Annotated in this window: 25 protein-coding genes; 12 read left to right on the forward strand and 13 right to left on the reverse strand. The window is 76.3% G+C overall.

Annotation, left to right across the window (positions count from 1 at the left end; genetic code table 11):
* Positions 1-13: 13 nt before the first annotated feature.
* Together V9U69_RS08270 and V9U69_RS08275 are read right to left on the reverse strand one after the other, a co-directional pair.
* Positions 14-475 carry a pilus assembly protein CpaE gene (locus tag V9U69_RS08270; RefSeq protein ID WP_337061095.1) on the reverse strand — a complete coding sequence of 154 codons (462 nt, stop codon included), beginning with the start codon at positions 473-475 and terminating at the stop codon, positions 14-16.
* A 46-nt stretch (positions 476-521) separates the two neighbouring features.
* A complete protein-coding gene (locus tag V9U69_RS08275) occupies positions 522-1,544 on the reverse strand; it encodes an NADP-dependent oxidoreductase (RefSeq protein WP_337061097.1) in 1,023 nt (340 codons plus the stop codon).
* A 142-nt stretch (positions 1,545-1,686) separates the two neighbouring features.
* On the opposite strand from V9U69_RS08275, the gene V9U69_RS08280 reads away from it, so the two are divergent.
* On the forward strand, positions 1,687-2,022 hold the full coding sequence (locus tag V9U69_RS08280; RefSeq protein ID WP_337061099.1) for a TraR/DksA family transcriptional regulator: 336 nt from the start codon (positions 1,687-1,689) through the stop codon (positions 2,020-2,022).
* 55 nt (positions 2,023-2,077) lie between these two features.
* Here V9U69_RS08280 and V9U69_RS08285 read toward each other — a convergent pair whose 3' ends face one another.
* Positions 2,078-2,899 carry a transglutaminase-like domain-containing protein gene (locus V9U69_RS08285; protein ID WP_337061101.1) on the reverse strand — a complete coding sequence of 274 codons (822 nt, stop codon included), beginning with the start codon at positions 2,897-2,899 and terminating at the stop codon, positions 2,078-2,080.
* 87 nt (positions 2,900-2,986) lie between these two features.
* On the opposite strand from V9U69_RS08285, the gene V9U69_RS08290 reads away from it, so the two are divergent.
* The 3 genes from V9U69_RS08290 to V9U69_RS08300 are packed head-to-tail and all read left to right on the forward strand — an operon-like array spanning position 2,987 to position 5,552.
* Positions 2,987-3,718, forward strand: a complete 732-nt coding sequence (locus V9U69_RS08290) for an NAD(P)-binding oxidoreductase (protein WP_337061103.1) — start codon at positions 2,987-2,989, stop codon at positions 3,716-3,718.
* Between the two features lie 33 nt (positions 3,719-3,751).
* Complete coding sequence (serA, locus tag V9U69_RS08295; RefSeq protein WP_337061105.1) at positions 3,752-4,978, forward strand: phosphoglycerate dehydrogenase; 1,227 nt, start codon at positions 3,752-3,754, stop codon at positions 4,976-4,978.
* Positions 4,979-5,000: 22 nt separating this feature from the next.
* A complete protein-coding gene (locus tag V9U69_RS08300; protein ID WP_442907680.1) occupies positions 5,001-5,552 on the forward strand; it encodes a metallophosphoesterase family protein in 552 nt (183 codons plus the stop codon).
* Here the strand turns inward: V9U69_RS08300 and V9U69_RS08305 are convergent.
* From V9U69_RS08305 to V9U69_RS08340, 8 genes are all read right to left on the reverse strand, one after another.
* Positions 5,495-6,556 carry an LLM class flavin-dependent oxidoreductase gene (locus V9U69_RS08305; RefSeq protein ID WP_337061108.1) on the reverse strand — a complete coding sequence of 354 codons (1,062 nt, stop codon included), beginning with the start codon at positions 6,554-6,556 and terminating at the stop codon, positions 5,495-5,497. The genes V9U69_RS08300 and V9U69_RS08305 overlap by 58 nt on opposite strands.
* A 97-nt stretch (positions 6,557-6,653) precedes the next feature.
* Positions 6,654-7,718: a GNAT family N-acetyltransferase gene (locus V9U69_RS08310; protein WP_337061110.1), complete on the reverse strand. Its 1,065-nt coding sequence runs from the start codon at positions 7,716-7,718 to the stop codon at positions 6,654-6,656.
* On the reverse strand, positions 7,715-10,063 hold the full coding sequence (locus tag V9U69_RS08315) for a putative bifunctional diguanylate cyclase/phosphodiesterase (protein ID WP_337061112.1): 2,349 nt from the start codon (positions 10,061-10,063) through the stop codon (positions 7,715-7,717). The genes V9U69_RS08310 and V9U69_RS08315 overlap by 4 nt, the downstream gene beginning before the upstream one ends.
* 83 nt (positions 10,064-10,146) lie before the next feature.
* Positions 10,147-10,998: an EamA family transporter gene (locus V9U69_RS08320; RefSeq protein WP_337061114.1), complete on the reverse strand. Its 852-nt coding sequence runs from the start codon at positions 10,996-10,998 to the stop codon at positions 10,147-10,149.
* A gap of 208 nt (positions 10,999-11,206) precedes the next feature.
* Complete coding sequence (locus V9U69_RS08325; protein WP_337061116.1) at positions 11,207-12,133, reverse strand: manganese catalase family protein; 927 nt, start codon at positions 12,131-12,133, stop codon at positions 11,207-11,209.
* A 54-nt stretch (positions 12,134-12,187) separates the two neighbouring features.
* Positions 12,188-12,406 (reverse strand): hypothetical protein, encoded by a 219-nt coding sequence (locus V9U69_RS08330; protein ID WP_337061117.1) that lies wholly within the window; start codon positions 12,404-12,406, stop codon positions 12,188-12,190.
* Positions 12,407-12,578: 172 nt separating this feature from the next.
* Positions 12,579-13,796, reverse strand: coding sequence for an FUSC family protein (locus V9U69_RS08335; RefSeq protein WP_337061118.1), 1,218 nt, complete (start codon positions 13,794-13,796; stop codon positions 12,579-12,581).
* The gene (locus tag V9U69_RS08340) at positions 13,793-14,989 is read right to left on the reverse strand and encodes a zinc-dependent alcohol dehydrogenase (protein WP_337061119.1); all 1,197 of its coding nucleotides are present in this window, start codon (positions 14,987-14,989) and stop codon (positions 13,793-13,795) included. Before V9U69_RS08340 ends, V9U69_RS08335 begins: the two co-directional genes overlap by 4 nt.
* A 143-nt stretch (positions 14,990-15,132) precedes the next feature.
* On the opposite strand from V9U69_RS08340, the gene V9U69_RS08345 reads away from it, so the two are divergent.
* The 6 genes from V9U69_RS08345 to V9U69_RS08370 all read left to right on the forward strand — a co-directional run bounded on the left by V9U69_RS08345 (position 15,133) and on the right by V9U69_RS08370 (position 18,821).
* Complete coding sequence (locus tag V9U69_RS08345) at positions 15,133-15,309, forward strand: antitoxin (RefSeq protein ID WP_337061121.1); 177 nt, start codon at positions 15,133-15,135, stop codon at positions 15,307-15,309.
* Between the two features lie 50 nt (positions 15,310-15,359).
* Positions 15,360-16,316, forward strand: a complete 957-nt coding sequence (locus V9U69_RS08350; RefSeq protein WP_337061123.1) for a hypothetical protein — start codon at positions 15,360-15,362, stop codon at positions 16,314-16,316.
* The gene (locus V9U69_RS08355; protein WP_337061125.1) at positions 16,313-16,732 is read left to right on the forward strand and encodes a phage holin family protein; all 420 of its coding nucleotides are present in this window, start codon (positions 16,313-16,315) and stop codon (positions 16,730-16,732) included. Before V9U69_RS08350 ends, V9U69_RS08355 begins: the two co-directional genes overlap by 4 nt.
* Positions 16,708-17,484: a DUF3618 domain-containing protein gene (locus V9U69_RS08360; protein ID WP_337061126.1), complete on the forward strand. Its 777-nt coding sequence runs from the start codon at positions 16,708-16,710 to the stop codon at positions 17,482-17,484. The genes V9U69_RS08355 and V9U69_RS08360 overlap by 25 nt, the downstream gene beginning before the upstream one ends.
* A gap of 74 nt (positions 17,485-17,558) precedes the next feature.
* Positions 17,559-17,705 (forward strand): hypothetical protein, encoded by a 147-nt coding sequence (locus V9U69_RS08365; protein ID WP_337061128.1) that lies wholly within the window; start codon positions 17,559-17,561, stop codon positions 17,703-17,705.
* Positions 17,706-17,816: 111 nt separating this feature from the next.
* Positions 17,817-18,821 carry a YihY/virulence factor BrkB family protein gene (locus tag V9U69_RS08370; RefSeq protein WP_337061129.1) on the forward strand — a complete coding sequence of 335 codons (1,005 nt, stop codon included), beginning with the start codon at positions 17,817-17,819 and terminating at the stop codon, positions 18,819-18,821.
* 38 nt (positions 18,822-18,859) lie between these two features.
* Here V9U69_RS08370 and V9U69_RS08375 read toward each other — a convergent pair whose 3' ends face one another.
* Together V9U69_RS08375 and V9U69_RS08380 are read right to left on the reverse strand one after the other, a co-directional pair.
* The gene (locus V9U69_RS08375; protein WP_442907681.1) at positions 18,860-19,894 is read right to left on the reverse strand and encodes an aldo/keto reductase; all 1,035 of its coding nucleotides are present in this window, start codon (positions 19,892-19,894) and stop codon (positions 18,860-18,862) included.
* Positions 19,895-19,962: 68 nt separating this feature from the next.
* A complete protein-coding gene (locus tag V9U69_RS08380) occupies positions 19,963-20,808 on the reverse strand; it encodes a hypothetical protein (RefSeq protein ID WP_337061131.1) in 846 nt (281 codons plus the stop codon).
* A gap of 87 nt (positions 20,809-20,895) precedes the next feature.
* Between V9U69_RS08380 and V9U69_RS08385 the strand changes: the two genes are divergently transcribed.
* Both V9U69_RS08385 and V9U69_RS08390 read left to right on the forward strand, forming a co-directional pair.
* On the forward strand, positions 20,896-21,744 hold the full coding sequence (locus tag V9U69_RS08385) for a hypothetical protein (protein ID WP_337061133.1): 849 nt from the start codon (positions 20,896-20,898) through the stop codon (positions 21,742-21,744).
* A complete protein-coding gene (locus V9U69_RS08390) occupies positions 21,741-22,262 on the forward strand; it encodes a SigE family RNA polymerase sigma factor (protein WP_337061135.1) in 522 nt (173 codons plus the stop codon). The genes V9U69_RS08385 and V9U69_RS08390 overlap by 4 nt, the downstream gene beginning before the upstream one ends.
* Positions 22,263-22,280 lie beyond the last annotated feature (18 nt).

Here is a 22,280-nt window from a genome sequence, read left to right on the forward strand (position 1 = left end):
CCGCCGCGGCCGGTCAGCCGGCCGCGGCGCGGGTGGTGCCCGCCGTGCCGGTGCTGCCGCCCGGCGCACCCGAGAGGTGGTGCAGCAGGGCCAGCCCGTAGGCGTCCGCCGGGTCGGGCGCCTCGAAGGCGTCCGCACCGCGCTCGTCCAGCAGCAGGACGCGGTGCACGACGCCGTCGCCCTCGTCCCGCCGCTCCAGGCGGGTGAAGCGCTCGCCCAGCAGCTCGCGCAGCTGGTGCTCGGCCGGCAGCCAGCAGGCTTCGGGCTGGTCCACGGAGTCCAGCGCCCACTCGGTCGTGCCGTTGAAGCCGATGATGCGTCCCGAGGGGTGGTCGTGCACCTCCACCGTCATGTCGCTGAGCGTGAACACGTCCTCGTCCATGCCCCGGTGGGGGATGAGGAACCGGTCGCCCGGGGCCGGGTGCCACTCCAGCCCGGCGTCCTTCAGCTGCAGCGCGAGATCGACGGAGATCACCTCCCCAGCATGACCCCCGCCCGCCGGGAGCGCGAGGCGGCCGGCGTCAGCGCTGCGACAGCCGCACCAGCATCTTCCCGGTGTTCTCCCCGCGCAGCAGGCCGATCAGGGCGCCCGGCGCCGCCTCGATGCCTTCGCGGACGGTCTCGCGGAAGACGATCCTGCCGTCGGCGAGCCAGCCGCCGACCTCGCGCTCGAAGTCCGCGCGCCGCTCGGCGTGGTCGCCGACGATGAACCCCTGCAGCCGCAGCCGCTTGCCGACCACGGAGAACAGGTTGCGCGGACCGGGCGGGGCGGAGGCGAGGTCGCGAGGGGAGTTGTACGCGGAGACGCTGCCGCACAGGGCGAAGCGGGCGAAGTCGTTCGCCGCCGCGATCGCCGCCTCCAGGTGGTCGCCGCCGACGTTGTCGAAGTAGACGTCCACCCCGCCGGGTGCGGCCTCGGCCAGGGACTCCAGGACCGGTCGCTCGCGGTAGTCCAGGCCCGCGTCGAAGCCGAGGTCCTGCGTCAGGTGCCGCGCCTTCTCCGGCCCGCCCGCGCTGCCGACGACGCGTCCGGCGCCGCGCAGCTTCGCGAACTGCCCCACGAGGCTGCCCACCGCGCCGGCGGCGCCGGAGACGAGCACCGTCTCGCCCTCGCGCATCGCCGCCACGTCCAGCAGCCCCACCCACGCCGTCATGCCGACCATGCCCAGCGGGCCGAGCGCGGCGGTCTCGGGCACGCCCGCGGGCAGGTCCAGGCGGCGCACCGCCGTCGCGGGCAGCACCGCGTGCGTGCGCCAGCCCAGTCCGTGCAGCACGAGGTCGCCGGGGGAGAACCCGTCCGCGCGCGAGTCCTCCACGACCCCGACGGCGGCGCCGTCCAGGGGCCGGCCCAGCTGGTACGGCGGCACGTAGCTGGGCACGTCGTCCATGCGCGGGCGCATGTACGGGTCCACGGACATGACGAGGGTGCGCACCAGCAGCTGCCCCTCACCCGGGGCGGGCAGCTCGACGGTGACGAGGTCGAAGTCGTCGGGGACGGGCTCGCCGTGCGGGCGGCGGGCCAGGCGGATCTCTCGGGCGTCCATGCCCCCCACCCTGCTCCCGCCGTGCCGCCGGGGCGCGGGCGGGGTAGACACGTGCGAGCACACCGGCCCGGGAGCAGCCCGGGCCGCGGGAAGGAGCCGGGCGACGGGCCCGGCGCGGACCACCACGAGGGGACGGACGACGATGGACACGCAGGTCGCGCGCGAACGGCTGCTGGAGATGCGGCGCGAGCTGCAGGAGACGATCGAGGGCGTCACCTCCCGCATGGAGAACGGCGTCACGGCCGACCTGCCCGAGGGCGGCCACGACTTCGGCGACGAGGGCGCCCACGAGCAGCAGGCCGCGGAGCTGGAGGGCCTGCTGGACGGCGCCCGCCGCCGCCTGCAGAGCGTCGAGGACGCCCTGAAGCGCATCGAGGACGGCACCTACGGCGTCTCGGTGGTCTCGGGCAAGCCCATCCCGGACGAGCGGCTGGAGGCGCGCCCGGACGCCGCCACGCTGGCGGACGAGGAGCTCTGAGCCGCCGGCCCCGCACCGCCGGGCGCGGCGCCGGGCGCGGCTCAGGGCTCAGGGCTCAGGGCAGGACCGCGCCCGGCGCGAGGTCGTCGCCGGGCAGCTCGCCGTCCACGGCGGCCAGCACCTCCAGCGACTCCAGGCGCACCGGCCCGGACGTGGTGAGGAAGGCCGTGTCGGCCGCGTCGCGGCCGGTGGTGATGCGCACCAGGCCCCCGCGCGGGGCCAGCCGGGTGGCGTCGACGACCTCCCAGGTGCCCAGCGGGGCCGCCTCGACCACGGCGTGCAGGTCCATCGGGGTCAGCCCGGGCGCGTAGACGGCGCACACGCGGGCCGGCACGTCCAGGGCCCGCAGCAGGCCCGCGGTCAGGTGGGCGTAGTCCCGGCACACGCCCCGCCCGGCCTCGAGGGTGTCCACCGCGGTGTCCGCCGGAGAGCTGGAGCCGGGGACGTACTCCAGGGCCTCGTGCACCCAGGCGGCCACCGCCGCGGGCAGCCGCTCGCGCGGCACGTCGCCGAACTCGCGGCCGGCGAGGGCGCCGAGCAGCTCGGCCGGGCAGTAGCGGCTGGGGCGGGTCAGCTCCCACCGCTCCAGCGGTGTCAGCGGCTGCGCGGTGCGCCGCTCGACGCGCACGGCGGCGGCGTACTCCACCACCGCGCGGCCGGTGGGCAGGACGAGCTCGTGCAGGAGCGTGCCGCCGCCGGCGTCGAGGGCGGTGACCCCCACGTCGCCGTGCGGCCCGTCCACGCGCAGCGACTCGGTCAGCACCCGCACCCCGGGGCGGCGGGCCACGGCGACGCCCAGCGCCGCCTCGGACGGCGCGTCCGCCACCAGGCGCAACCTGGCGCGCACGCAGGTCGTGGGGGTGGTGCGGTCCGGCACGCGGGCAGTGTGCCCGACGCGGTGCGCCCGGAGCGGTGCGCGGTGCCCCGGGTGCGGGACCGTGCGCCGCGCCCTAGCGTCGGGGCCGTGCACGCAGCGATCGCCGGAGCCCACGGCCAGGTGGCCCGCCTCCTCACCCGGACGCTCGCCGAGCGCGGCGACCGGGTCACGGGGCTGGTCCGCAACCCCGACCACGTGGCGGACGTCACCGCCGACGGCGCGCGCGCCGCGGTCGTCGACCTGGAGTCCGCCGGCGCGCAGGAGGTGGCCGAGCAGCTGCGGGGGGTGGACGCCGTGGTGTTCGCCGCGGGCGCCGGCCCGGGCAGCGGCGCGGCCCGCAAGGACACCGTGGACCGCGCGGCGGCGGTCCTGCTGGCGGACGCCGCGCAGCGGGCGGGGGTGCGCGACTACCTGCTGATCTCCTCCTTCGGCGTGGACGCGGTGCGCGACGGCGCCGCGCCCGAGGGGGTCGACGAGGTGTTCGTCGCCTACCTCCGGGCGAAGCTGGCCGCCGAGGAGGAGCTGCTGGCCCGCGCGGCCGGACCGGACGGGCTGCGCCTGACGGTGCTGCGGCCGGGTGGGCTGACGGACGACGCCCCCGCCGGCCGGGTCCGGCTGGAGCGCTCCGTGGAGCGCGGCAGCGTGCCGCGCGCGGACGTCGCGGCCGTGTGCGCGGCGCTGCTGGAGCACCCGGCACCGCCCGGGGGACGGGTGCTGGAGCTCGTCGGCGGCCAGGAGGCGGTGCCCGACGCGGTGGCGCGCGCGGTGCGGGCCGGGCGGAGCGGGGGTCCGAGCGGCTCCGTCGGTGCGACAGACTAGGCGGCCACACCGCTCGTGACCGCTGGAGGAACCGTGCCCGCCCTGCGCCCCGCCCCCCGTGCGCTCCTGCTGGAGAACATCCACGCCGACGCGCGGACCCTGCTGTCCGAGGCCGGGTGGGAGGTCGAGACGGTCGCCGGCGCCCTGTCCGAGGCGGAGCTGGTCGAGCGCCTCGACGGCGTGCAGCTGCTGGGCATCCGCTCCACGACGCACGTCACCGAGAAGGTCCTGGAGAACGCCCCGGACCTGCGGGCGATCGGCGCCTTCTGCATCGGCACCAACCAGATCGACCTGTTCGCCGCGGCGGCCCACGGGGTCGCCGTCTTCAACGCCCCCTACAGCAACACGCGCAGCGTCGTGGAGCTGGCCCTGGCGGAGATCATCGCGCTGACGCGGCGGCTGACGGTCAAGGACCGCCTCATGCACGCCGGGGTCTGGGACAAGTCGGCCACCGGCGCCCACGAGGTGCGCGGCCGCCGCCTGGGCATCGTCGGCTACGGCAACATCGGCTCGCAGCTGTCGGTGGTGGCCGAGGCGCTGGGCCTGAGCGTGTTCTTCTACGACACCGCCGACCGCCTCGCGCTGGGCAACGCGCGCCGCTGCGGCAGCCTGCACGAGGTCCTCGAGGTCGCCGACGTGGTGACCCTGCACGTGGACGGGCGCAGCAGCAACAGCGGGTTCTTCGGCGAGGCCGAGTTCGCCCGCATGCGCCCGGGGTCGATCTTCCTGAACCTCTCGCGCGGCTTCGTGGTGGACCACGTCGCGCTGCGCCGGCACGTCGAGTCCGGGCACATCGCCGGTGCGGCGGTGGACGTCTTCCCGCAGGAGCCCAAGAGCCGCGGGGAGGCGTTCGAGTCGGAGCTGCGCGGCCTGGACAACGTCATCCTCACCCCGCACGTGGGCGGGTCCACGGAGGAGGCGCAGGAGGACATCGGCCGCTTCGTGGCGGCCAAGCTGCGCGACTACGCCCTGCACGGCTCCACGACCCTGAGCGTGAACATGCCGCCGCTGGCCACCGAGACCACGCCGGGCACCGTGCGCCTGGCCCACCTGCACCGCAACGTGCCCGGGGTGCTGGCGGCGATCAACCGGGTCCTCGCCGACGAGGGCGTGAACATCGAGAGCCAGCAGCTCGCCACGCGCGGGGACCTCGGCTACGTGGTCACCGACGTCGCCGCCGCGGCCTCGGAGGACGTGGGCCGCCGGCTGCGCGAGCTGCCGGAGACGGTGCGCGTGCGCCAGCTGGGCCCGCAGGACTGACCCGGAGCGCGCGGTGAGCGCGGTGCGGCTGCTGCTGCTGGCGGACACCCACCTGCCGCGGCGGGCGAAGGACCTGCCCGCCGCGGTGCTGGACGCGGTCGGGGCCGCCGACGTGGTCGTGCACGCCGGCGACTGGGTCGACGAGGCGGCGGTTCTCGCGCTGCGGGAGCGCTCGCGCCGGCTGGTCGGCGTCGCGGGCAACAACGACGGCGCGGACGTGCGCGCCCACCTGGGGGAGTTCGCCTCCTTCGAGGCCGGGGGCGTGCGCTTCGGCGTGGTGCACGAGACGGGGGCGGCAGCCGGTCGCGAGCGCCGCTGCGACGCCCGCTTCGCCGGTCAGCTGGACGTGCTGGTCTTCGGGCACAGCCACGTGCCGTGGGACTCCACGACCCCGGCGGGCCTGCGGCTGCTGAACCCCGGCTCGCCCACGGACCGCCGCCGGCAGCCGGCGTGCACGTACCTGACGCTGACGGCGCAGGACGGGCGGTTGCGCGACGTGCGCCTGCACGCGCTGCCTCAGCGCGGCGCCGCGGGGCGCGGCGCCAGCCCCCAGGCGCGCGCCAGCAGCTCGTAGGAGCGCTCCCGCTCCTCCCGGCCGTGCACCGGCGTGAGCACCACGAGCTCGTCGGCGCCCGTGGCGTCCACCAGAGCGCCCAGGCGCCGCGCCACCTCGTGCGCCGCGCCGGCGACGACGCGGCCGTCGAGCTCCTCCGCCAGCTGCCCGGCGACGTGCCGCTCCGCCGGCGTCCACGCGTGCGCGGCGGCCTCCTGCGCGCTCGGCAGCGGCCCGGGCCGGCCCAGTCGCTCGCGCACGCTCGCCAGCTCGTGCGCGCGCAGCAGCTCCCGCGCGCGCTGCTCGGTGTCCGCGGCGATCGCCACGACCGCGAGCAGCGCGTGCGGTGCGGCCCGGTGCGCGCAGGGCCGGAAGCCCTCCCGGTAGGTGCGCAGCAGCGCCGCCGGGTCCGCGGCGCTCAGGTGCCCGGCGTGGGCGTACCCGGTGCCCAGCCGCGCGGCGGTCGACGCGCCCCGCTCGCTGGAGCCCAGCACCCACACCGGCGGCAGCGGCACGCCGTCCGGCACCGCGCGCACCCCCGCCAGGCGGTGCCCCGGCGCGAAGCCGTCCACGTGCCCCACCAGCTCGGCGAACCGCTCGGTGAAGTCGTCCCGGCCCGGGCCCGAGCCGGGACGGGTGCCGCGCAGCGCCGACGCGGTGCGCGCGTCGGTGCCGGGAGCGCGGCCCAGGCCCAGGTCGATGCGCCCGGGGTGCAGGGCGGCCAGCACCCGGAACGCCTCCGCCACGGCCAGGGGGGCGTGGTGGGGCAGCATGACCCCGCCCGCGCCGACGCGCAGCTCGCCGGTCGCGGCGGCGACCGCCGCGGCCAGCACCGCCGGCGCCGAGCCGGCCGTCGAGGGGGCGTTGTGGTGCTCGGCGAGCCAGTAGCGGCGGTACCCGAACCGCTCCGCCGCCCGGGCCAGCTCGACCGTGCGGCGCAGCGCCTGCGCCGCGGCGGTGCCCGAGGGGACCGGTGACGTGTCCAGCACGGACAGCGGGACGAGGGGCGGCGGTGCGGGGCTCACGCCGGGCCAACGGGGCCGTCGCGGTGGCCGTTCCGCACCGGGCGGCGCAGGGGGACCCGGCGGACCGGGCGGACCGGGCCGGGGCCGGACGCGCGGCTCAGGGCCTGCGCACCGCCACGCGCGGCTCCGCCCCGTCGGCGGCCAGGAGCGTCTCCGGCGCCACCCCGGTCATCCAGTCCAGCACCTGCACCCCCTCGGTGAGCAGCGCCCGCTGCAGCACCTCGGCCTCCAGCAGGCGCCCCGGCGCGTAGCGCGCGAACCGGGTGCGGAACCTGCCCTCCAGCACCCCGTGGCGCACGCCGTCGCGCACCCCCAGCACGTACGCCGCCAGCTCGCCGTCCAGGTGCATCGTGGCCACCTCCAGAGCGCCGGCGGCCGCCAGCTCGCGGGCGCGCGCCAGCCAGGCCGCACGGCCCACCGGCGTGTCCAGGGCGCACGGCAGGCCGTGGGCGTCGTCGCGGTCGCGGTGCGCGACCTCCAGGTCGGGCAGCAGCAGCTCGAGATCCGCCGGGCAGGAGGTGAAGGTCGTGCGCGCCTCCAGGCCGTCGGTGCCGATGCGGTTGCGGGACTTGCGCAGCGTCTTGCGGGTGCCGTGGCTGAGCAGCTCCAGGGGGTCGCCCTCGGCGGGACGCCGCACGAACGGCACCGGGGCCAGCGGGTGCACCCCGGCCTCCGCACCGGCGGCCAGCGCCCGGGTGCGGGCGTCGTCGGGCAGGTCCTCCAGCTCCAGGCGGGTGCCGCGGGCGGCCGCACCCGCCGCCAGGGCGAGCCCCAGCGCCCGCGCGTCCTCCACCGCGGCGGCGGCGACGCCGGCGAGGTAGCCGTCCCCGCCCGCGGCCAGGGTGCTGCGGCGCTCACCGGGGGCGGTGGGGCAGGGCTCGTCGACGAGGACGGCGGCCGCGCGCGGGCGCCCGCTGCCGTCGCGCACCAGCACCGCCCAGGGGGCCGCCGCCGGCCGCACCGACACGCGCGCGCGCCACCACGGCAGCCGCGCCGTCAGCGGCTGCCCCAGTGCGGCGGCCAGGGCGTCGGCCTCCGGCAGCACCGCGGCCACCGCGGCGACACCCTCGACGCGCTCGACGCCGGGCGGGCAGCTCGCGGCGCGCCGCTCCCGCGGGACCCGGGGCACCTGCGGCCCCGCGCCCAGCACCGGCACGCTCACGACGCCAGCCCCACGGAGGACGGGGCGGCGGACGGGGCGCCGGAGGGGCCGGTCGCGGGAGCCGACGCGCGGTGCAGCGCGAGCCAGGCCGTCAGCTCCGCCGCGGGCAGCGCCTTGCTGTAGTACCAGCCCTGCACGACGTCGCAGCCGGCGGTGGTGAGCTCGCGGCAGGTCTCGGCGTCCTCGACGCCCTCGGCGACCAGCCGCAGCCCGAGCGAGTGCGCCAGCATGATCGTGGAGCGCACGATGGCCAGCGCCTTCGGGTCCGAGCCCAGGTCGGTGACGAAGGACCGGTCCAGCTTGAGGTCGTCCACCGGCAGCTGTCGCAGGTACGCCAGCGAGGAGTAGCCCGTGCCGTAGTCGTCGACCGCCACCCGCACCCCGTGGCGGCGCAGCCCGTCGAGGATGACCTGCGCGCGCTCGCGGTCGGCCATGAGGAAGTCCTCCGTGATCTCGATCTCCAGCAGGTGCGCCGGCAGCTCGCGCGCCTCGAGCAGCCGCTGCACGCGCTCCGGCAGGCGCGGGTCGGACAGCGAGGAGGCCGACAGGTTCACCGCGACCGCCAGCGGGTCACCGGCCAGGTACCAGTCGCGGGCCTGGTCCAGGGCCTGCTCCAGCACCGCCGCGGTCATCTCCTCCATGAGCCCGGCGCCCTCGACGACCGGCAGGAACGCGTCCGGGAACAGCAGGCCGCGGGTGGGGTGGTGCCAGCGCACCAGCGCCTCGACGCCCCCGACGCGGCCGGTGCCGGTGTCCACCTTCGGCTGGTAGTGCAGGGTCAGCGTCCGCTGCTGCACGGCCTCGCGCAGCAGCTCGGCGGTGGCCAGGCGGTCGCCGGAGGCGAACTCGTCGGCCGCCACGTCGTAGGTGAAGGTGCCCAGGCCGCGGGCCTTGGCGCGGTACATCGCCACGTCGGCGCGGCGCAGCAGCGCCGAGGCGTCCAGCCCGGCGGAGGGCAGCGCGGCGAGGCCGACGCTGGCGCGCACCCGCACCTGCAGCCCTTCGACGGCGAACGGCGCCTCCAGCGCCGCGTGCACCGCGGCGGCCGCGGCCTCGGTGGTGGGGGAGGCCGCACCGAGCAGGAGGGCGAACTCGTCACCGCCCAGGCGCACGACCTCGCGGGCGGCGTGCTCGCGCCCGACGCGCCGCAGCCGCTCGCCGACGGCGCGCAGCAGCTCGTCGCCGGCGTGGTGGCCGAGGCTGTCGTTGACCTCCTTGAAGCGGTCCAGGTCCAGCAGCAGCAGCGCCGTCTCCGGCTGCGCGTCGCGCTCGCGGCCCGCCTGCACGACGGCGCGGTAGAGGGCGCGGCGGTTGCCCAGCCGGGTCACCTCATCGGTGAGGGCCAGCTCGCGGCTCTCGGCGAGGTTCGCGACCTGCCGGAACGTCAGCAGCAGCCGCCCCAGCGCCGCGACCACGGTGGCGGCGGCCAGCGCCACGGCCACCGGGTGCAGGGGCAGCCAGCGGCCCAGCACGAGCACCCCGAGGGCGAGGACCGTGGACAGCAGGGGGATCGCCAGGAGCGCCCACCGCGGCAGCTGGAACCGCCCGCGCCGCGGCGGCCAGCCCGGTGCCAGCGCCATGAGGACCACGCCGAGGACCCACACGCCGTCACCGAGCCGGCCCGAGACGTAGGTGCCGTTCGCGGTGCGCAGCAGGTAGACGATGTCGGCGACCACGAACAGCAGCAGCCCCGCGGCCAGCAGCCACAACCCGCGCGGCGGGCGCCAGCCGTGCGTGGCGAGCACCGAGGCGAGCAGCGTCAGCAGCACCAGGTCCAGCAGCGGAGAGGCGGTGGTCACCGCGACCGCGGCCCAACCGTGGTCGGGCACGTCCAGGATCTCGCCGAGGACCGCGGCGGCGGCCGTGGCGCTGACCGCGAGGCCGGCGACGAGGCCGTCCAGCCACAGGTCGCGCGTGAACCGGTCGTCGCGGCGGTGCGCCGTGAGGACCAGCGCCGCGAACGCCAGCGGGTAGAAGGACAGGAACAGCACGTCCGCCCCGGACGGGTACGGCGGCTCCGCCAGCGGCCGCACCGCGAACGTCCAGAAGACGTTCCCGCTGCCGTACAGGGCCAGCCCCGCACCCAGCAGGTACCCCGCGAGCCGGCTGCCCGAGCGGCCGACCGGCGCCCGGTGCGCCCGCAGCAGGCACAGCAGCGCCGCGGACCCGTAGGCGAGGTTGTTCAGGACGCCGTCGAGGACGAACCGGTAGCCCTCCTGCGGGCGCACCGCGGGAACGGTGCTGACGAAGAACAGCAGGGGGGCCAGGAGCAGCAGCACGTGCAGCGCCCGCGAGCGCCGAGAGCAGCCGGCGGCCGGGGCGCCGGCGGGAGCCTGGTCGGCCACGGGTACCTCCTGCTCGGACACAGCAGGGGGATCGGCAGCCGCGGGGCTCGTCCGCACCGCCGAACGGGTGGCGGGTCGCCCGGTCAGCCCAGGCCCGCGCACACGGCACCGGCGAGCACGACGAGCACGCCGGCGGCCTGCACGCGGCTCAGGCGCTCGCCGTGGACCTGCCGCGCCAGGAGCACGGTGACGGCCGGGTAGAGGGAGGCGAGGACCGCCACGACGCTGACGAGCGCGCTGCGGGAGGCGATCGCGTAGGCGGCCGTGGCGGCCAGGTCCAGCACCCCCAGCGCGAGCAGCGGCGGCAGGTCGCGCGGGCGCACGCGTTCCGCGCCCTGCGCGCCGCGACGCGCCAGGGCGGCGGCGACGACCAGGGCGGCGGAGGTGACGCGCATGCCCAGCAGCGTCGCGGGCACGGAGGAGGCGCTGCCCCGGGCCAGCGCCCAGATCTCCACGCCGAACAGGACGGCGGCCAGCAGCGCCAGCGCGACGGCGGCACCCTGCCGGCCGGCGCCGCCGCGCAGGTCGGGACCGGCGGAGGCCACCACGCCGACCATCGCGATCGCGACACCGGCCAGCTGCACCGGCGCCGGGCGCTCCCCGGCCGCCAGGCCGAGCAGGACGGGCAGCACGGCGCCGCCGGCGGCGATGGGCGCGACCACGCCCATGGTGCCGCGCGCCAGCGCCGTGTAGAGGGCCGCCATGGCCCCGGCCCAGGTGGCGCCCGCCAGCAGCGACCACCCCAGCCAGGAGGCGACGGGAGCGCCGGGGCCGCTGCCCAGGGAGCCGCCCAGGACGGCCAGCAGCACGGCGCACGAGAGGACCTGGGAGACGGCGAGCACCTGCACGGCGCGCAGGCGCCGGCTGACGGTCCCGCCGAGGAAGTCGGAGGTGCCCCACAGGGCGCTGGCCAGCAGCGCGAGCGCCGCGCTCACGCGCTCGCCCCGTGCGTGCGGTGGTGGTGCCCGTGCCGGGCGGGTGCGCAGATCACGCTCGAGGTGTCGGCCACCGGTGCACCCGCCTTGACCACCCGGTCCCCGCGGACCCGCCAGTCCCGGGAACGCCGAGGGGCGGGGCACCCGGGCGGGCGTCGCGCCCGCGCGGGTACCCCGCCCCTCGATCCCCCGTGCCGGGGGGAGGACCTCAGTGCTTGTCGCCGGTGATGGCGTCCTTCACCTTGGTCACCACGTTCTCGGCCTGCTGCCCGACGGCACCGGCGGCGTTGCCCGGCTTGCCCGGACCCTGGCTGCCGTCGTAGGTGACGTACTGCAGCGGGTCGGGCGCCGGCAGGACGGCGTCGTCGTCGGTGAGCGGCCGCAGCGGCTCCGCGCGGAACGGCTCGCCGTCGATGACGCTGTTGCCCGTCGCCCACAGGCCCTCGCCGGCGCGGCTGCCGTTGGTGGAGGTGTAGAAGACGTGGGCGGCGTCCTTGTTCTCCCAGTCGCCGTTGGAGTTCTCGATCTCGTTCTCCACGTAGCCCTCCTCCACCAGCATCTGGATGCCGAGCAGCCACTGCTGCTGGTGGTAGGTGTCGCGGGCCAGGTTGAAGGCCAGCATGTCCTTCACACCGCGGTCGTCCGTCATGTTGGCCAGGCGGCTGCTCTGCAGGCGGCTCTGCCCCTCCGCGGCGGCGTTGGAGCGGAAGTCGGTGAGCAGGTTGCCGCTGGAGACGATGTACCCGCCGTTCCACGGCACGCCGCGGCTGTCCTTGGGCTGGCCCCCGCCGCCGGAGACGATGGCGTGCTGCGGGTTCTGCCCGCCCAGGACCGCGGCGAGCACGGGGTTGGCGGCGGCGGCCTTCTCGGTCGTCTCGCCCGGGGCGCCCTCCAGCAGGCGCGCGATCATGACGGTGATCATCTCGACGTGCGAGATCTCCTCCGTCCCGATGTCCAGGAGCATGTCCTTGTACTTGCCGGGGATCCGGCAGTTCCACCCCTGGAACAGGTACTGCATCATCACGGTCATCTCGCCGAACTGCCCGCCCAGGATCTCCTGGAGCTTCATGGCGTACAGGGCGTCGGGCTTCTCCGGCTTGGCGGTGAACTGCAGCTCACGGGTGTGCTGGTACACGCGGGTCCCTCCTGGATCCTTCTCGCTGGTCGTCTTCCGGCCCGGTCCGTCGGGTCAGTTCTTCTCGTACGACTTCAGTGCGTTGCCCAGGCCGAAGAAGGTCGGCGCCCACTGGCCGATGAAGATGCCCCAGCGGTCGGCGCGGTCGATGCCGGCGCCCTTCTCCTTCTCCTTGGACGTCAGCCACGACGCGAAGGACAACCCGATGCTGCCGAAGGCCGCCGCGTAGGCCCACTCGGACTTCACTCCGGCGTCGTGCAGGTACTTGACCACGAAGGGCTCCTCTCCTGGGTTCCTCGTACTGGGTCTTCTCGTGCTGGGTTCTCTCGTGCTGGGTTGCTCGTGCTGGTGCCTCGGCGTCTCCGCTCGATGCCTCCCCCGTACCCGCCGTCGCCCTCTTCAACCGCCCCGGTCGCGAGGAGATCACGGCGCCGTCCCCGGCGGGTCACCCGCTGCGGCGCAGCGGGCGCGGCAGCCGCCGGCGCCCCCGCCGGGGCGGGGGCGGACCGCTGGTGGCCGGCCCCGCGAGCGTCCACGGGGTGGGGGCGACGGCCTCCGGGTCGGCCTCCGCCTCCGCGCGGTCCACCTCGAGCACCCCGAGGCAGCGGCGCACGGCGGTGACGACGGCCCCGGCGGTCTGCCGGTCGCGCTCGTTGGTGTACTCGGCGCCGGCCACGACCGCCGACAGCCGCTGCACCTCCTCGCGCAGCGCGGCCGTGCGCTCGGCGGGGGAGCCGCCGTCGCGGTGCTCGCGCACGACGGCCGCCGTCGCGGTGAGGGCGGCGGCCACCTGCTGGCGCAGCACGGGCTCCTCCAGGGCGACGCCCCGCTCGGTGGCGTTCTGCACCTCCACCAGCAGCGACGTGAGCTCCTCCACGCGCACGGCGAGGTTGCCCAGCAGCAGCAGCCGCTCCTGCCGGCGGCGCAGGTCCTCCCGGTGCAGGCGCGCGCGCAGGTTCCCCCGCAGGGAGTCCTCGACCTCCGCGCCCGTCGCCCGTGCCGCCGCGCGCACCGGCTCGACCGAGCGCAGGCGCCGGGACCACTCCTCGGCGTCGGGCGGGTCGTCGCGGCGCAGGCCCTCGGCGAGGTCGTCGAGCTGGTCCGCCAGGACCTGCCCCAGCTGCTGCAGGGCGCTGTCGGACTGCAGCAGCGGCAGTTCCGGCAGCAGGGCGTTGACGGCGACGGCGACCGCCCCGCCGAGCGTGGTGAGACCGGCGTAGGCGACCACGTACACGACGGGGTCCGGAGCGCCGATGACCAGGACGAACAGCGCGGCGGTCAGGACCCAGGCGCGCTGCTCGCCCAGCGGCCGCCAACCGGCGAGCAGGGTGGCCGTGAACACCACGACGGCCAGGACCAGCGAACCGGAGCCGAGCACGGTGTCCGCCGCCAGGGCCAGCACCCCGCCCAGCACGATCCCGGCCACCGCCCGCGCGGAGTTGTCGAGCGAGGAGCGCACCGTGGTGTACGAGCCGACCACCGCGCCCAGCGGTGCGTAGTAGGGGTACTGCTCGGCGGGGGCGAACGGCAGCCGCAGCGCGATCTGCCACGCCAGCACCGCGGCGAGCGAAGCGCGTACCGCCAGCCCCAGCCGGGGCCAGCGGCCGAACAGCGCGCTGCGGGCGGCGGCGCGCAGGGAGCGTCCCGGGACCTGCGCGCTCAAGGCCGCAGGACGACCTTGACGCAGCCGTCCCTCTTCTCCTGGAACATCTCGTACGCGTCGGGGGCCTCGTCGAGCGGCACCCGGTGGGTCGTCAGGTCCATCACGCCCAGCGGGTCCGCCGGGTCCTCCACGAGGGGCAGGACGTCGTCGAGCCAGCGGCGCACGTTGCACTGCCCCATGCGCAGCTGGATCTGCTTGTCGAACATCGTCATCATCGGCAGCGGGTCGGCCTCGCCGCCGTAGACGCCGGAGAGCGAGACGGTGCCGCCGCGGCGCACGGCCCCCACGGCGGTGCGCAGGGCGCCCAGGCGGTCGATCCCGCCGGTCTCCATGACCTTCTGCGCGGCGGCGTCGGGCAGCAGCCCCACGGCGGTCTGCGCGGCCTTGGCGATCACCCCCTCGGGTCCGCCGTGCGCCTCCATGCCCACGGCGTCCACGACGGAGTCCGGGCCGCGGCCGTCGAAGCGCTCCAGCAGCTGCGCCGCGGCGTCGTTCCCGGCGGCGTCGGTCAGGTCGATGGTGGTGACGCCGTGCCGCTCGGCCATCGCGCGCCGCTCGGGCACCGGGTCCACGCCCACGACCTCGTACCCGAGGTGCCGGCCGATCCGGGCGGCGATCTGCCCGATCGGGCCGAGCCCCAGGACGGCCAGGCTCCCGCCGTCGGGGACCTGCGCGTACGCCACCGCCTGCCAGGCGGTGGGCACGACGTCGGAGAGGAACAGGTACCGCTCGTCGGGCAGCTCCGTCCCGACCTTGATCGGCCCGTAGTCGGCGTGCGGGACCCGCAGGTACTCCGCCTGCCCGCCGGGCACGGAGCCGTACAGCGAGGTGTAGCCGAACAGCGCCGCGCCGGAACCCTTCTCGCGCACCTGCGTCGTCTCGCACTGCGTCTGCAGGCCGCGCTCGCACATGAAGCAGCGCCCGCACGCGATCTGGAACGGGATCACGACGCGGTCGCCCACGGACAGGTCCGGGACCTCCGGGCCGACCTCCTCGACGATCCCCATCGGCTCGTGGCCGAGGACGTCGCCCTTGGACAGGTACGGCCCGAGGACCTCGTACAGGTGCAGGTCGGAACCGCAGAACGCCGTGGACGTGATGCGGACGACCGCGTCGGTCGGTTCCACCACGCGGGGGTCGGGGACCTCCTGCACGCGCACGGACCGCTTCCCTTGCCAGGTGAGTGCCTTCACGCGTTCAACTGTCGCGCGGACCCTCCCGGTCGGCACGTCCTGAGGTCGTGTGTTTGACCTCCCGCCGTCCGGGTAGTCCCTCCGTGTCCGCAACTGATCACCGCACCGGCCGAGGAGGCCGGTCCAGCCGCGAGGAGACCGACGTGGGGATCGCCGACAAGGCGCAGCAGTTCGCCGGGGGCCACGAGGCGCAGACGGACCGGGCGATCGACCAGGCCGGCGACGCCGTGGACGCCCGGACCGGCGGCGAGCACGCGAGCGGTGTCGACACCGCGCAGCAGAAGGCCGACGAGGCCGTCGGCGGCGACCAGAAGGCTTGAGCGGCGTCCGACCAGGCCACCGCAGTCAGCACCCTCACGAGGAGACCAGCATGTCGACGTACGACGTGACGGGCGGCACCGGATCGCCGCCCGCCGGTGCCGGCGGCACCGGCGGCGCCAAGGAGCGCGCCCAGCAGACCGCGGGTTCCGCGAAGGAGCAGGCCGGCCAGGTGGCCGGCACCGCGAAGGAGCAGGCCGGCCAGGTGGCCGGCACCGCCAAGGAGCAGGCGGGTGCCGTGGCCGGCACCGCCAAGGAGGAGGCCGGGCACGTCGTGGCCTCGGCCCAGGAGCACCTCGGCGAGGTGCTGCAGGAGGCGCAGAGCCACGCCGGGGACCTGCTGGGCGAGCTTCGCCGGCAGGTCGACGAGCAGACGACCGGCCAGCGCGACAAGCTGGCGGCGCTGCTGCAGCAGGCCGGTTCCGAGCTGTCGCAGATGGCGAGCGCCAGCGAGGGCTCGGGCGTGGCCACCCAGCTGGTGCGCCAGGCCGGCGAGCGCGCCGGGTCGTGGGGCGAGGCGCTGGCGAACCGCGAGCCGCGCGAGCTGCTGGAGGAGGTGCGCTCCTACGCGCGCCGCCGTCCCGGGGCGTTCCTGCTGGGGGCGCTGGCCGCCGGTGCGCTCGCCGGCCGGGTCACCCGCGGGGCGCAGGCCGCCCACAGCTCCTCCGGCAGCAGCGAGGGCCGTGAGCTGGAGCCGCTGAGCACCGCCCCGACCCCCGCCACGGGCACCGCGGGTCTCGCGGGCACCGACACCACGCTCGACCTGCGCGGCAGCGACCGCTCGTCCACCTACGCCGCGGGCGTGACCGGCATGGGCACCACTGCGCCCGGCGCCGCGACCGCCACCACCACCTCCGGCACCGGGCTGCCCGGCGCCCCGGGGGCCGGCGGGGTCGACGCGGACGTCGCGCGCTACGGCGAGAACCCCGACGAGGACCTCGTCCCGCGCCACATCGCCTCCGACGTCCCGTCGGTGTCGGACACCCCGACCCACGGGCGCCGGCCGTGAGCGGCGCGACGAGCGCGCCCCGCCCCGAACCCCAGGGCGGCGAGCGCTCCGTCGGCGAGATCTTCTCCAGCATCACCACCGAGCTGTCCACGCTGGTGCGCCAGGAGATCGCCCTGGCGAAGACCGAGCTGCGCCAGGACGCGAAGAACGCCGGCCGCGGGGCGGGTCTGCTCGCCGGTGCCGGCGTGGCCGGGCACCTGTTCCTGATCTCGCTGACCGCCCTCGTCGTCATCGCCCTGGGCGACCTGATCGGCTACGGCTGGGCCGCGCTCATCGTCACCGTCGTGTGGGGCGTCGTGGCGGCCGTGCTCGCCAAGAGCGGCCAGAAGGCCGTGAAGCAGGTCCCGCCCCCCCTGGAGCGGACCACCGTGACACTGAAGGAGGACGCGCAATGGGCCAAGCACCCGACGAGCTGAGCGGCCACGCCGGACCGGGCAGCCCCGAGCAGATCGAGACCGAGATCGCCGGTACCCGCTCCGCGCTGAGCGCGGACCTCGACGAGCTGACCGACCGGCTCAGCCCCTCGAACGTCGCCCAGCGGCAGGCCGACAAGGTCAAGGAGAGGGCGACGGGACTGAAGGACCGGGTCATGGGCTCGGCCCACGACGCCGCCGACTCCGTCACCGGTTCCGCCCAGCACGCCGCCGACTCCGTGCGCGGCAAGGCGGGCGAGGTGCGCCACCGCGCCGGCGACTCGGCCGGCGGCCTGCGCGAGGGCGCCGCCGGCACCGCGAGCGACGCCAAGGGCACCGTGACGACCAAGACCCGCGGCAACCCGCTGGCGGCCGGGCTCATCGCCTTCGGGGCGGGGTGGCTGCTCTCCTCGCTGCTGCCCGCCAGCGAGAAGGAGACGCGGGCGACCGCGAAGGCGGTCGACGCCGCCAAGGAGCACGGCGGTGGCGTGGTCGAGGCCGCCAAGGGCGTGGCGACGGACGTGCGCGAGAACCTGCAGGAGCAGGTCACGCAGGCCGCGCACGAGGTGGCCGACACCGCCAAGCAGGGGGCGGACGCCGTCCGCTCCGACGCGCAGGACGCCGCCGCCCACGTCAAGGAGCAGGGGCAGTCCGCGGCCGGCGAGGTCAAGGGCCAGGGGCAGTCCGCGGTCGGTGAGGTCAAGGGCCAGGGGCAGTCCGCGGCGGGCGAGGTCCGCGACACCGCGCGCAGCTGACGGCACCCGCAGGACAGACCACCGGACGACGGCCCCGCCCCCGGTGGGGGCGGGGCCTGGGACGAGGAGGACTCGTGAGCACCGGACCCGAGGAGAACGCCCACGCACCGGCCGACGAGGACGCCGTGCAGCAGAGCACGGACGACCTGGTCGACGAGGCGATGGACACCGACGACGCCGACGCGCCGTCGGAACCGCGCGGGGGGACGCACATCCCCTGACCGCCACCGCGCCCCCGACCGGCGCGGTGGGACACCGAACCGTGCAGATCGACCGGTGGCCGGGCCGCGCCCGTCGGGCGGACCGGCCGCGGGGGCGGGAGAGTGGAGGACATGAGCAGGACGACGCAGCGCAACGCCACCGGCAACGATCGGTTGTCGGTGCAGCACGGGCCCGGTGAGCACGGCGAGAAGGCCGACTCCCCGCAGGAGATCCCCGCCAAGGGCTGGCTCGAGGTGTCCAAGCGGGCCTGGAAGGAGGCCAGCGACGACCAGGTGCCGCTGCTGGCGGCCGGGGTCGCGTTCAAGGCGTTCCTGGCGATCTTCCCCGCGGTGACCGCCGCGTTCCTGCTGTGGAGCCTGATCGGCGACACGCAGCAGATCGTCAACCAGGTCAACAGCATCACCGCGATCCCGGACGCGGCGCGCAACCTGATCGTCGAACAGGTCCGGCACGTCAACCAGAACCAGGCCAGCGCCGGGTGGAGCGCGGCCCTGGCGATCGTGCTGGCCCTGTGGAGCGCCTCCAGCGGTGTGCAGAACCTCATGGCCGCCACGAACCTCGCCTACGACGAGGACGAGGACCGCGGGTTCGTCAAGCGCAAGGGCATCGCCCTGCTGCTGACGCTCGGCGCCATCGTCTTCATGCTGCTGGCCATCGGGTTCATCGCCGTCGCCCCCGTGCTCGTCAACGCGCTCGGCGCCAGCGGCGTCGTGAACGTCGTCGTCAGCGTGCTGCGCTGGGTGCTGCTGCTGGGACTGGTGCTCGTGGCTCTGGCCGTGGTGTACCGGCTGGCCCCGGACCGCGACTCGCCGCGGATGAAGTGGACGTCCGTGGGTGCGGCCGTCGCCACCGCGCTGTGGCTGATCGTCTCGATCGGTTTCTCGCTCTACATCACGGTGGCCGGCGGCAGTTCCTACGTGAAGAACTACGGTGCGCTGGCCGGTGTGGTGATCCTGCTGATGTGGCTGTGGCTGACCAGCTACGCCATCCTCCTCGGCGCGGAGATCAACGCCGAGTCCGAGCGGCAGACCGACCACGACACCACCGTCGGCGACCCGCAGCCCATGGGGCAGCGCGACGCCGTGGCCGCGGACCGCAAGCCCGAGGACCGCTAGGCCCCCGGGCTCACGTCCCGCTCAGCGCAGCCGCAGGTTCACCGTCCGCCGGTGAGCTTGCGGCTGCGCTGCTGCTCGCCCGGCACGCCGTACGGGTAGTCCGCCGGCTGCGGGTCGCTGGCGGTGTCCAGCGTGTCCAGCTCCTCGGCCTCCAGCTCCAGGTCCGCCGAACCCAGGTTGTCGTTCAGCTGCTCCAGCGTGCGGGCGCCGAGGATCACCGAGGACACCGACGGCTGCGCCGCCAGCCACGCCAGCGACACCTGGGCCATCGACGCCCCGCGCGCCTCGGCGACCTGCTGCACCGCGGCGATGACGTCCCAGGTGCGCTGCTGGGAGTTGCGCCGCGCGTACGCCTCCACGCCCCGTTCGGGGTTCTCACCCAGGCGCGTCGCCCCCGTGGGCGCCTGGTCGCGGGTGTACTTCCCCGACAGCCAGCCGCCGCCCAGCGGCGACCACGGCAGCAGGCCCAGGCCGTTCTCCTCCGCGGCGGGCACGATCTCCCACTCGATCTCGCGCACCAGCAGGCTGTACTGCGGCTGCAGGGTCACCGGCCGCACCAGCCCGGACGCGTCCGCGGTGCTCACCGCCTTCTGCAGCTGCCAGCCGGTGAAGTTCGACAGGCCCACGTTGTGGACCTTGCCGGCGCGCACGAACGCGTCCAGGGTCTCCAGCGTCTCCTCGATCGGGGTCCACGGGTCCCAGGCGTGCACCTGGTACAGGTCGACCGCGTCCAGGCCCAGCCGGCGCAGCGACGCGTCCAGCGCCCGGGTCAGGTGCCGGCGGGACAGGCCGACGCCGTTGGGTTCCCCCGAGGTGGGGAAACGTCCCTTGGTGGCCAGCACCACCCGCTCGGTCACCTCCGCGGGGCGGGCGGCGAACCAGGCGCCGACGATCTCCTCCGACGTGCCGGCGCTGTAGACGTCGGCGGTGTCGACGAGCGTGCCACCGGCCTCCACGAACGCGTCGAGCTGCGCGAACGCGCCGTCCCGGTCGGTCTCGGCGCCGAACGTCATGGTGCCGAGGGCGAGGTGGGAGACGGACGTGCCGCTGCTGCCCAGGGTCCGGTACTCCATCGTGCGTTCCTCCAGACGGGTGGACTTCACGGGGGGATCCCCGCGCCCATCCTGCTCCGTGCCCGCCCTCAGTCGGCCGAGGGGCCCGGCTGCTGACCCCACGCCCCCGTCGTGGTGTCGAAGCGCCAGTACCGCAGGACCACCTCGCCGCCCGCGCTCGCGCGGGTGACGAACACCGCGCCGTCGTCGAACAGCGGGTTCCCCAGCAGCACGGGCGAGCCCTCGCCCTCTTCGACCCCCTCGCGCGGCACCAGCGACCACCGGCCGCCGTAGTGGCTGGCCACCACCGCGTCCACCCCGGAGTGCAGCGTGCCGCCCTGCAGGTAGACCACCACGTCGGACCAGAGGTCCTGCGTCAGGTGCCGCCACTGCACCGCACCGCCCTCGCGGTCGGCCAGCACCGGCTCGGGCAGCGGCAGCGTCGCGTCCGCGACCCACCCCGAGCGCTCCCAGTGCAGCAGTTCCAGCGTCGCGCCGGTGCCCTCGTCGGTGACGAGGGCGGCCAGCGCCGGCTGGTCGGGCGTGGCCGGGTCCAGGGAGACCACGTCCGCCCCCCGCTCGCGCGCCAGGTCGGACAGCGCCTGGTCGGCGGCCGAGTCCGTGGGCGTCGCCCAGGCCGTCGGCGAGGCGGCGCCTGCGCCCGTGCTGCCCGTCGCCACCGGGGTCCCGCTGCGGACCGGCGGGGCGGACGTGGTGGCGGACGTGGTGGCGGCGGGGGCCGTGGTCGGGCCGGCGGTCACCGCCGGGGAGGAGGGCGTCGTCGTGGCGGGGGTCGCGGTCGCGACCGGGGACGCGTCCGCGGTCGCGACCGGGGAGGCGTCCGCGGTCGCGACCGGGGAGGCGTTCCCGCAGGCGCTCGCGCAGGCCAGGGTCAGGAGCAGGGGCAGCAGGGGACGCGCGGTCCGGGGAAGCATCACGTGCAACGGACGCGCCGGCCACCGCGTCCGTTGCACGGCGGCCCGCGCGGGTCGCGGGAGGGGGGAAGGGCTGTGGGTGGGGACGTGCACGGGAACGGGTGGGACGACGGGTGGGACGACGGGTGGGGTGAGGACCCGGTGGTCCGGGCGCTGCGGGGACTGGGGAGCAGCGACCCCGGTGTGGACGTGGCGGCCCTGACCGCGGCGGCCCGGGGCCGCTCCCGCGCGGTGCGACGGCGGCGGCGCACGGTCGCCGGCGCGGTGGCGGCGGTGGCGGTCGCGGTGCCGGTGGGCCTGTCGCAGTGGACCGGCGCCGCGCCGCCGGTGCGCACCCCGGCCGTGGCGCCGCAGCCCGCCGCCGGGGTGCCCGCGGCGGCGCTGCTGGAGGACGCCGCCGTGCGCGAGCTGCTGCCGTCGGCCACCGCGGACCCGGGGCTGTCGCAGGTGGTGCCGCCGGGTGCGGACCCCGCCGCGGCGGGCGTCGGGGTGGGCCTGTGCCGCGACGACGCCTTCGGGCTGCCGACCACCGTGGTCGCCGGGCGCTCGGCCGGCTGGGCCGTGGACGCCACCGTCCTGCAGCCCCTGCCGCAGTCGGTGGGTGAGCGGGTCGTGCGCTTCCGCGACGGGGGAGCGCGCGAGTTCGTGCTCCAGGTGCGTGAGCAGGTCGCGGAGTGCGCGCAGGACGCGCCGGAGTCCGGGCTCTGGCGGGCGCGCCCCGACTCCGGCGTCGGGGACGACTCCGTCACCGGGTGGACGACCGTCCTGGCGGGTGAGAACCCCCAGCACCGGGTGCGGGTGGTGGCCCGCGAGGGCGACGTCGTCGTCGACCTGACCGCCGAGGTCTTCACCGCCGACGAGGGAGCCCTGGTCGGGCGGGTGGAGGAGCTGGCCGCCCGGGCGCTGGCGCGCGCCGTCGCCGAGGTGGCCCCGTGAGCCCCGCGGGCCCGGCGCTGCGCGAAGCTCCGGCCGTGCTGACCTTCGAGGAGTTCGTGGCCGTGCGCGGCCCGGCCCTCGTCCGGCTCGCGCGCGGGCTGCTGCGCGACCCGGACACCGCCGAGGACGTGGTGCAGGACGTCCTCGCCAAGGCGCTGCTGTCCTGGCGGCGCGTGGCCGGTGCCGACGACCCGGTGGCGTACGTCAACCGCATGGTCGTCAACGCCTGCACGTCCTGGTGGCGCCGCGCCGCCCGCCGCGAGCGGCCCGCCGGCGAGCACCTGCCCGAGCCCGCCGGCCGCTCCCGGCCCGACTCCAGCGCCCGTCTGGCCGACCGCGACCAGCTGCTCACCGCGCTGCGCGCGCTGCCGGTCAAGCAGCGCACCGTGCTGGTGCTGCGCTACTTCGAGGACATGGGCGACGAGCAGATCGCCGACCTGCTCGACGTCACCACCGGCACGGTGCGCAGCAACGCCCACCGCGGCCTGGCGGCGCTGCGCGGGACCGTCCAGCGCTGACCCGTTGCGGGTTCCGGT

It is taken from the genome of Kineococcus sp. G2, from assembly GCF_037154035.1.
In the GTDB taxonomy this organism is placed as follows: domain Bacteria; phylum Actinomycetota; class Actinomycetes; order Actinomycetales; family Kineococcaceae; genus Kineococcus.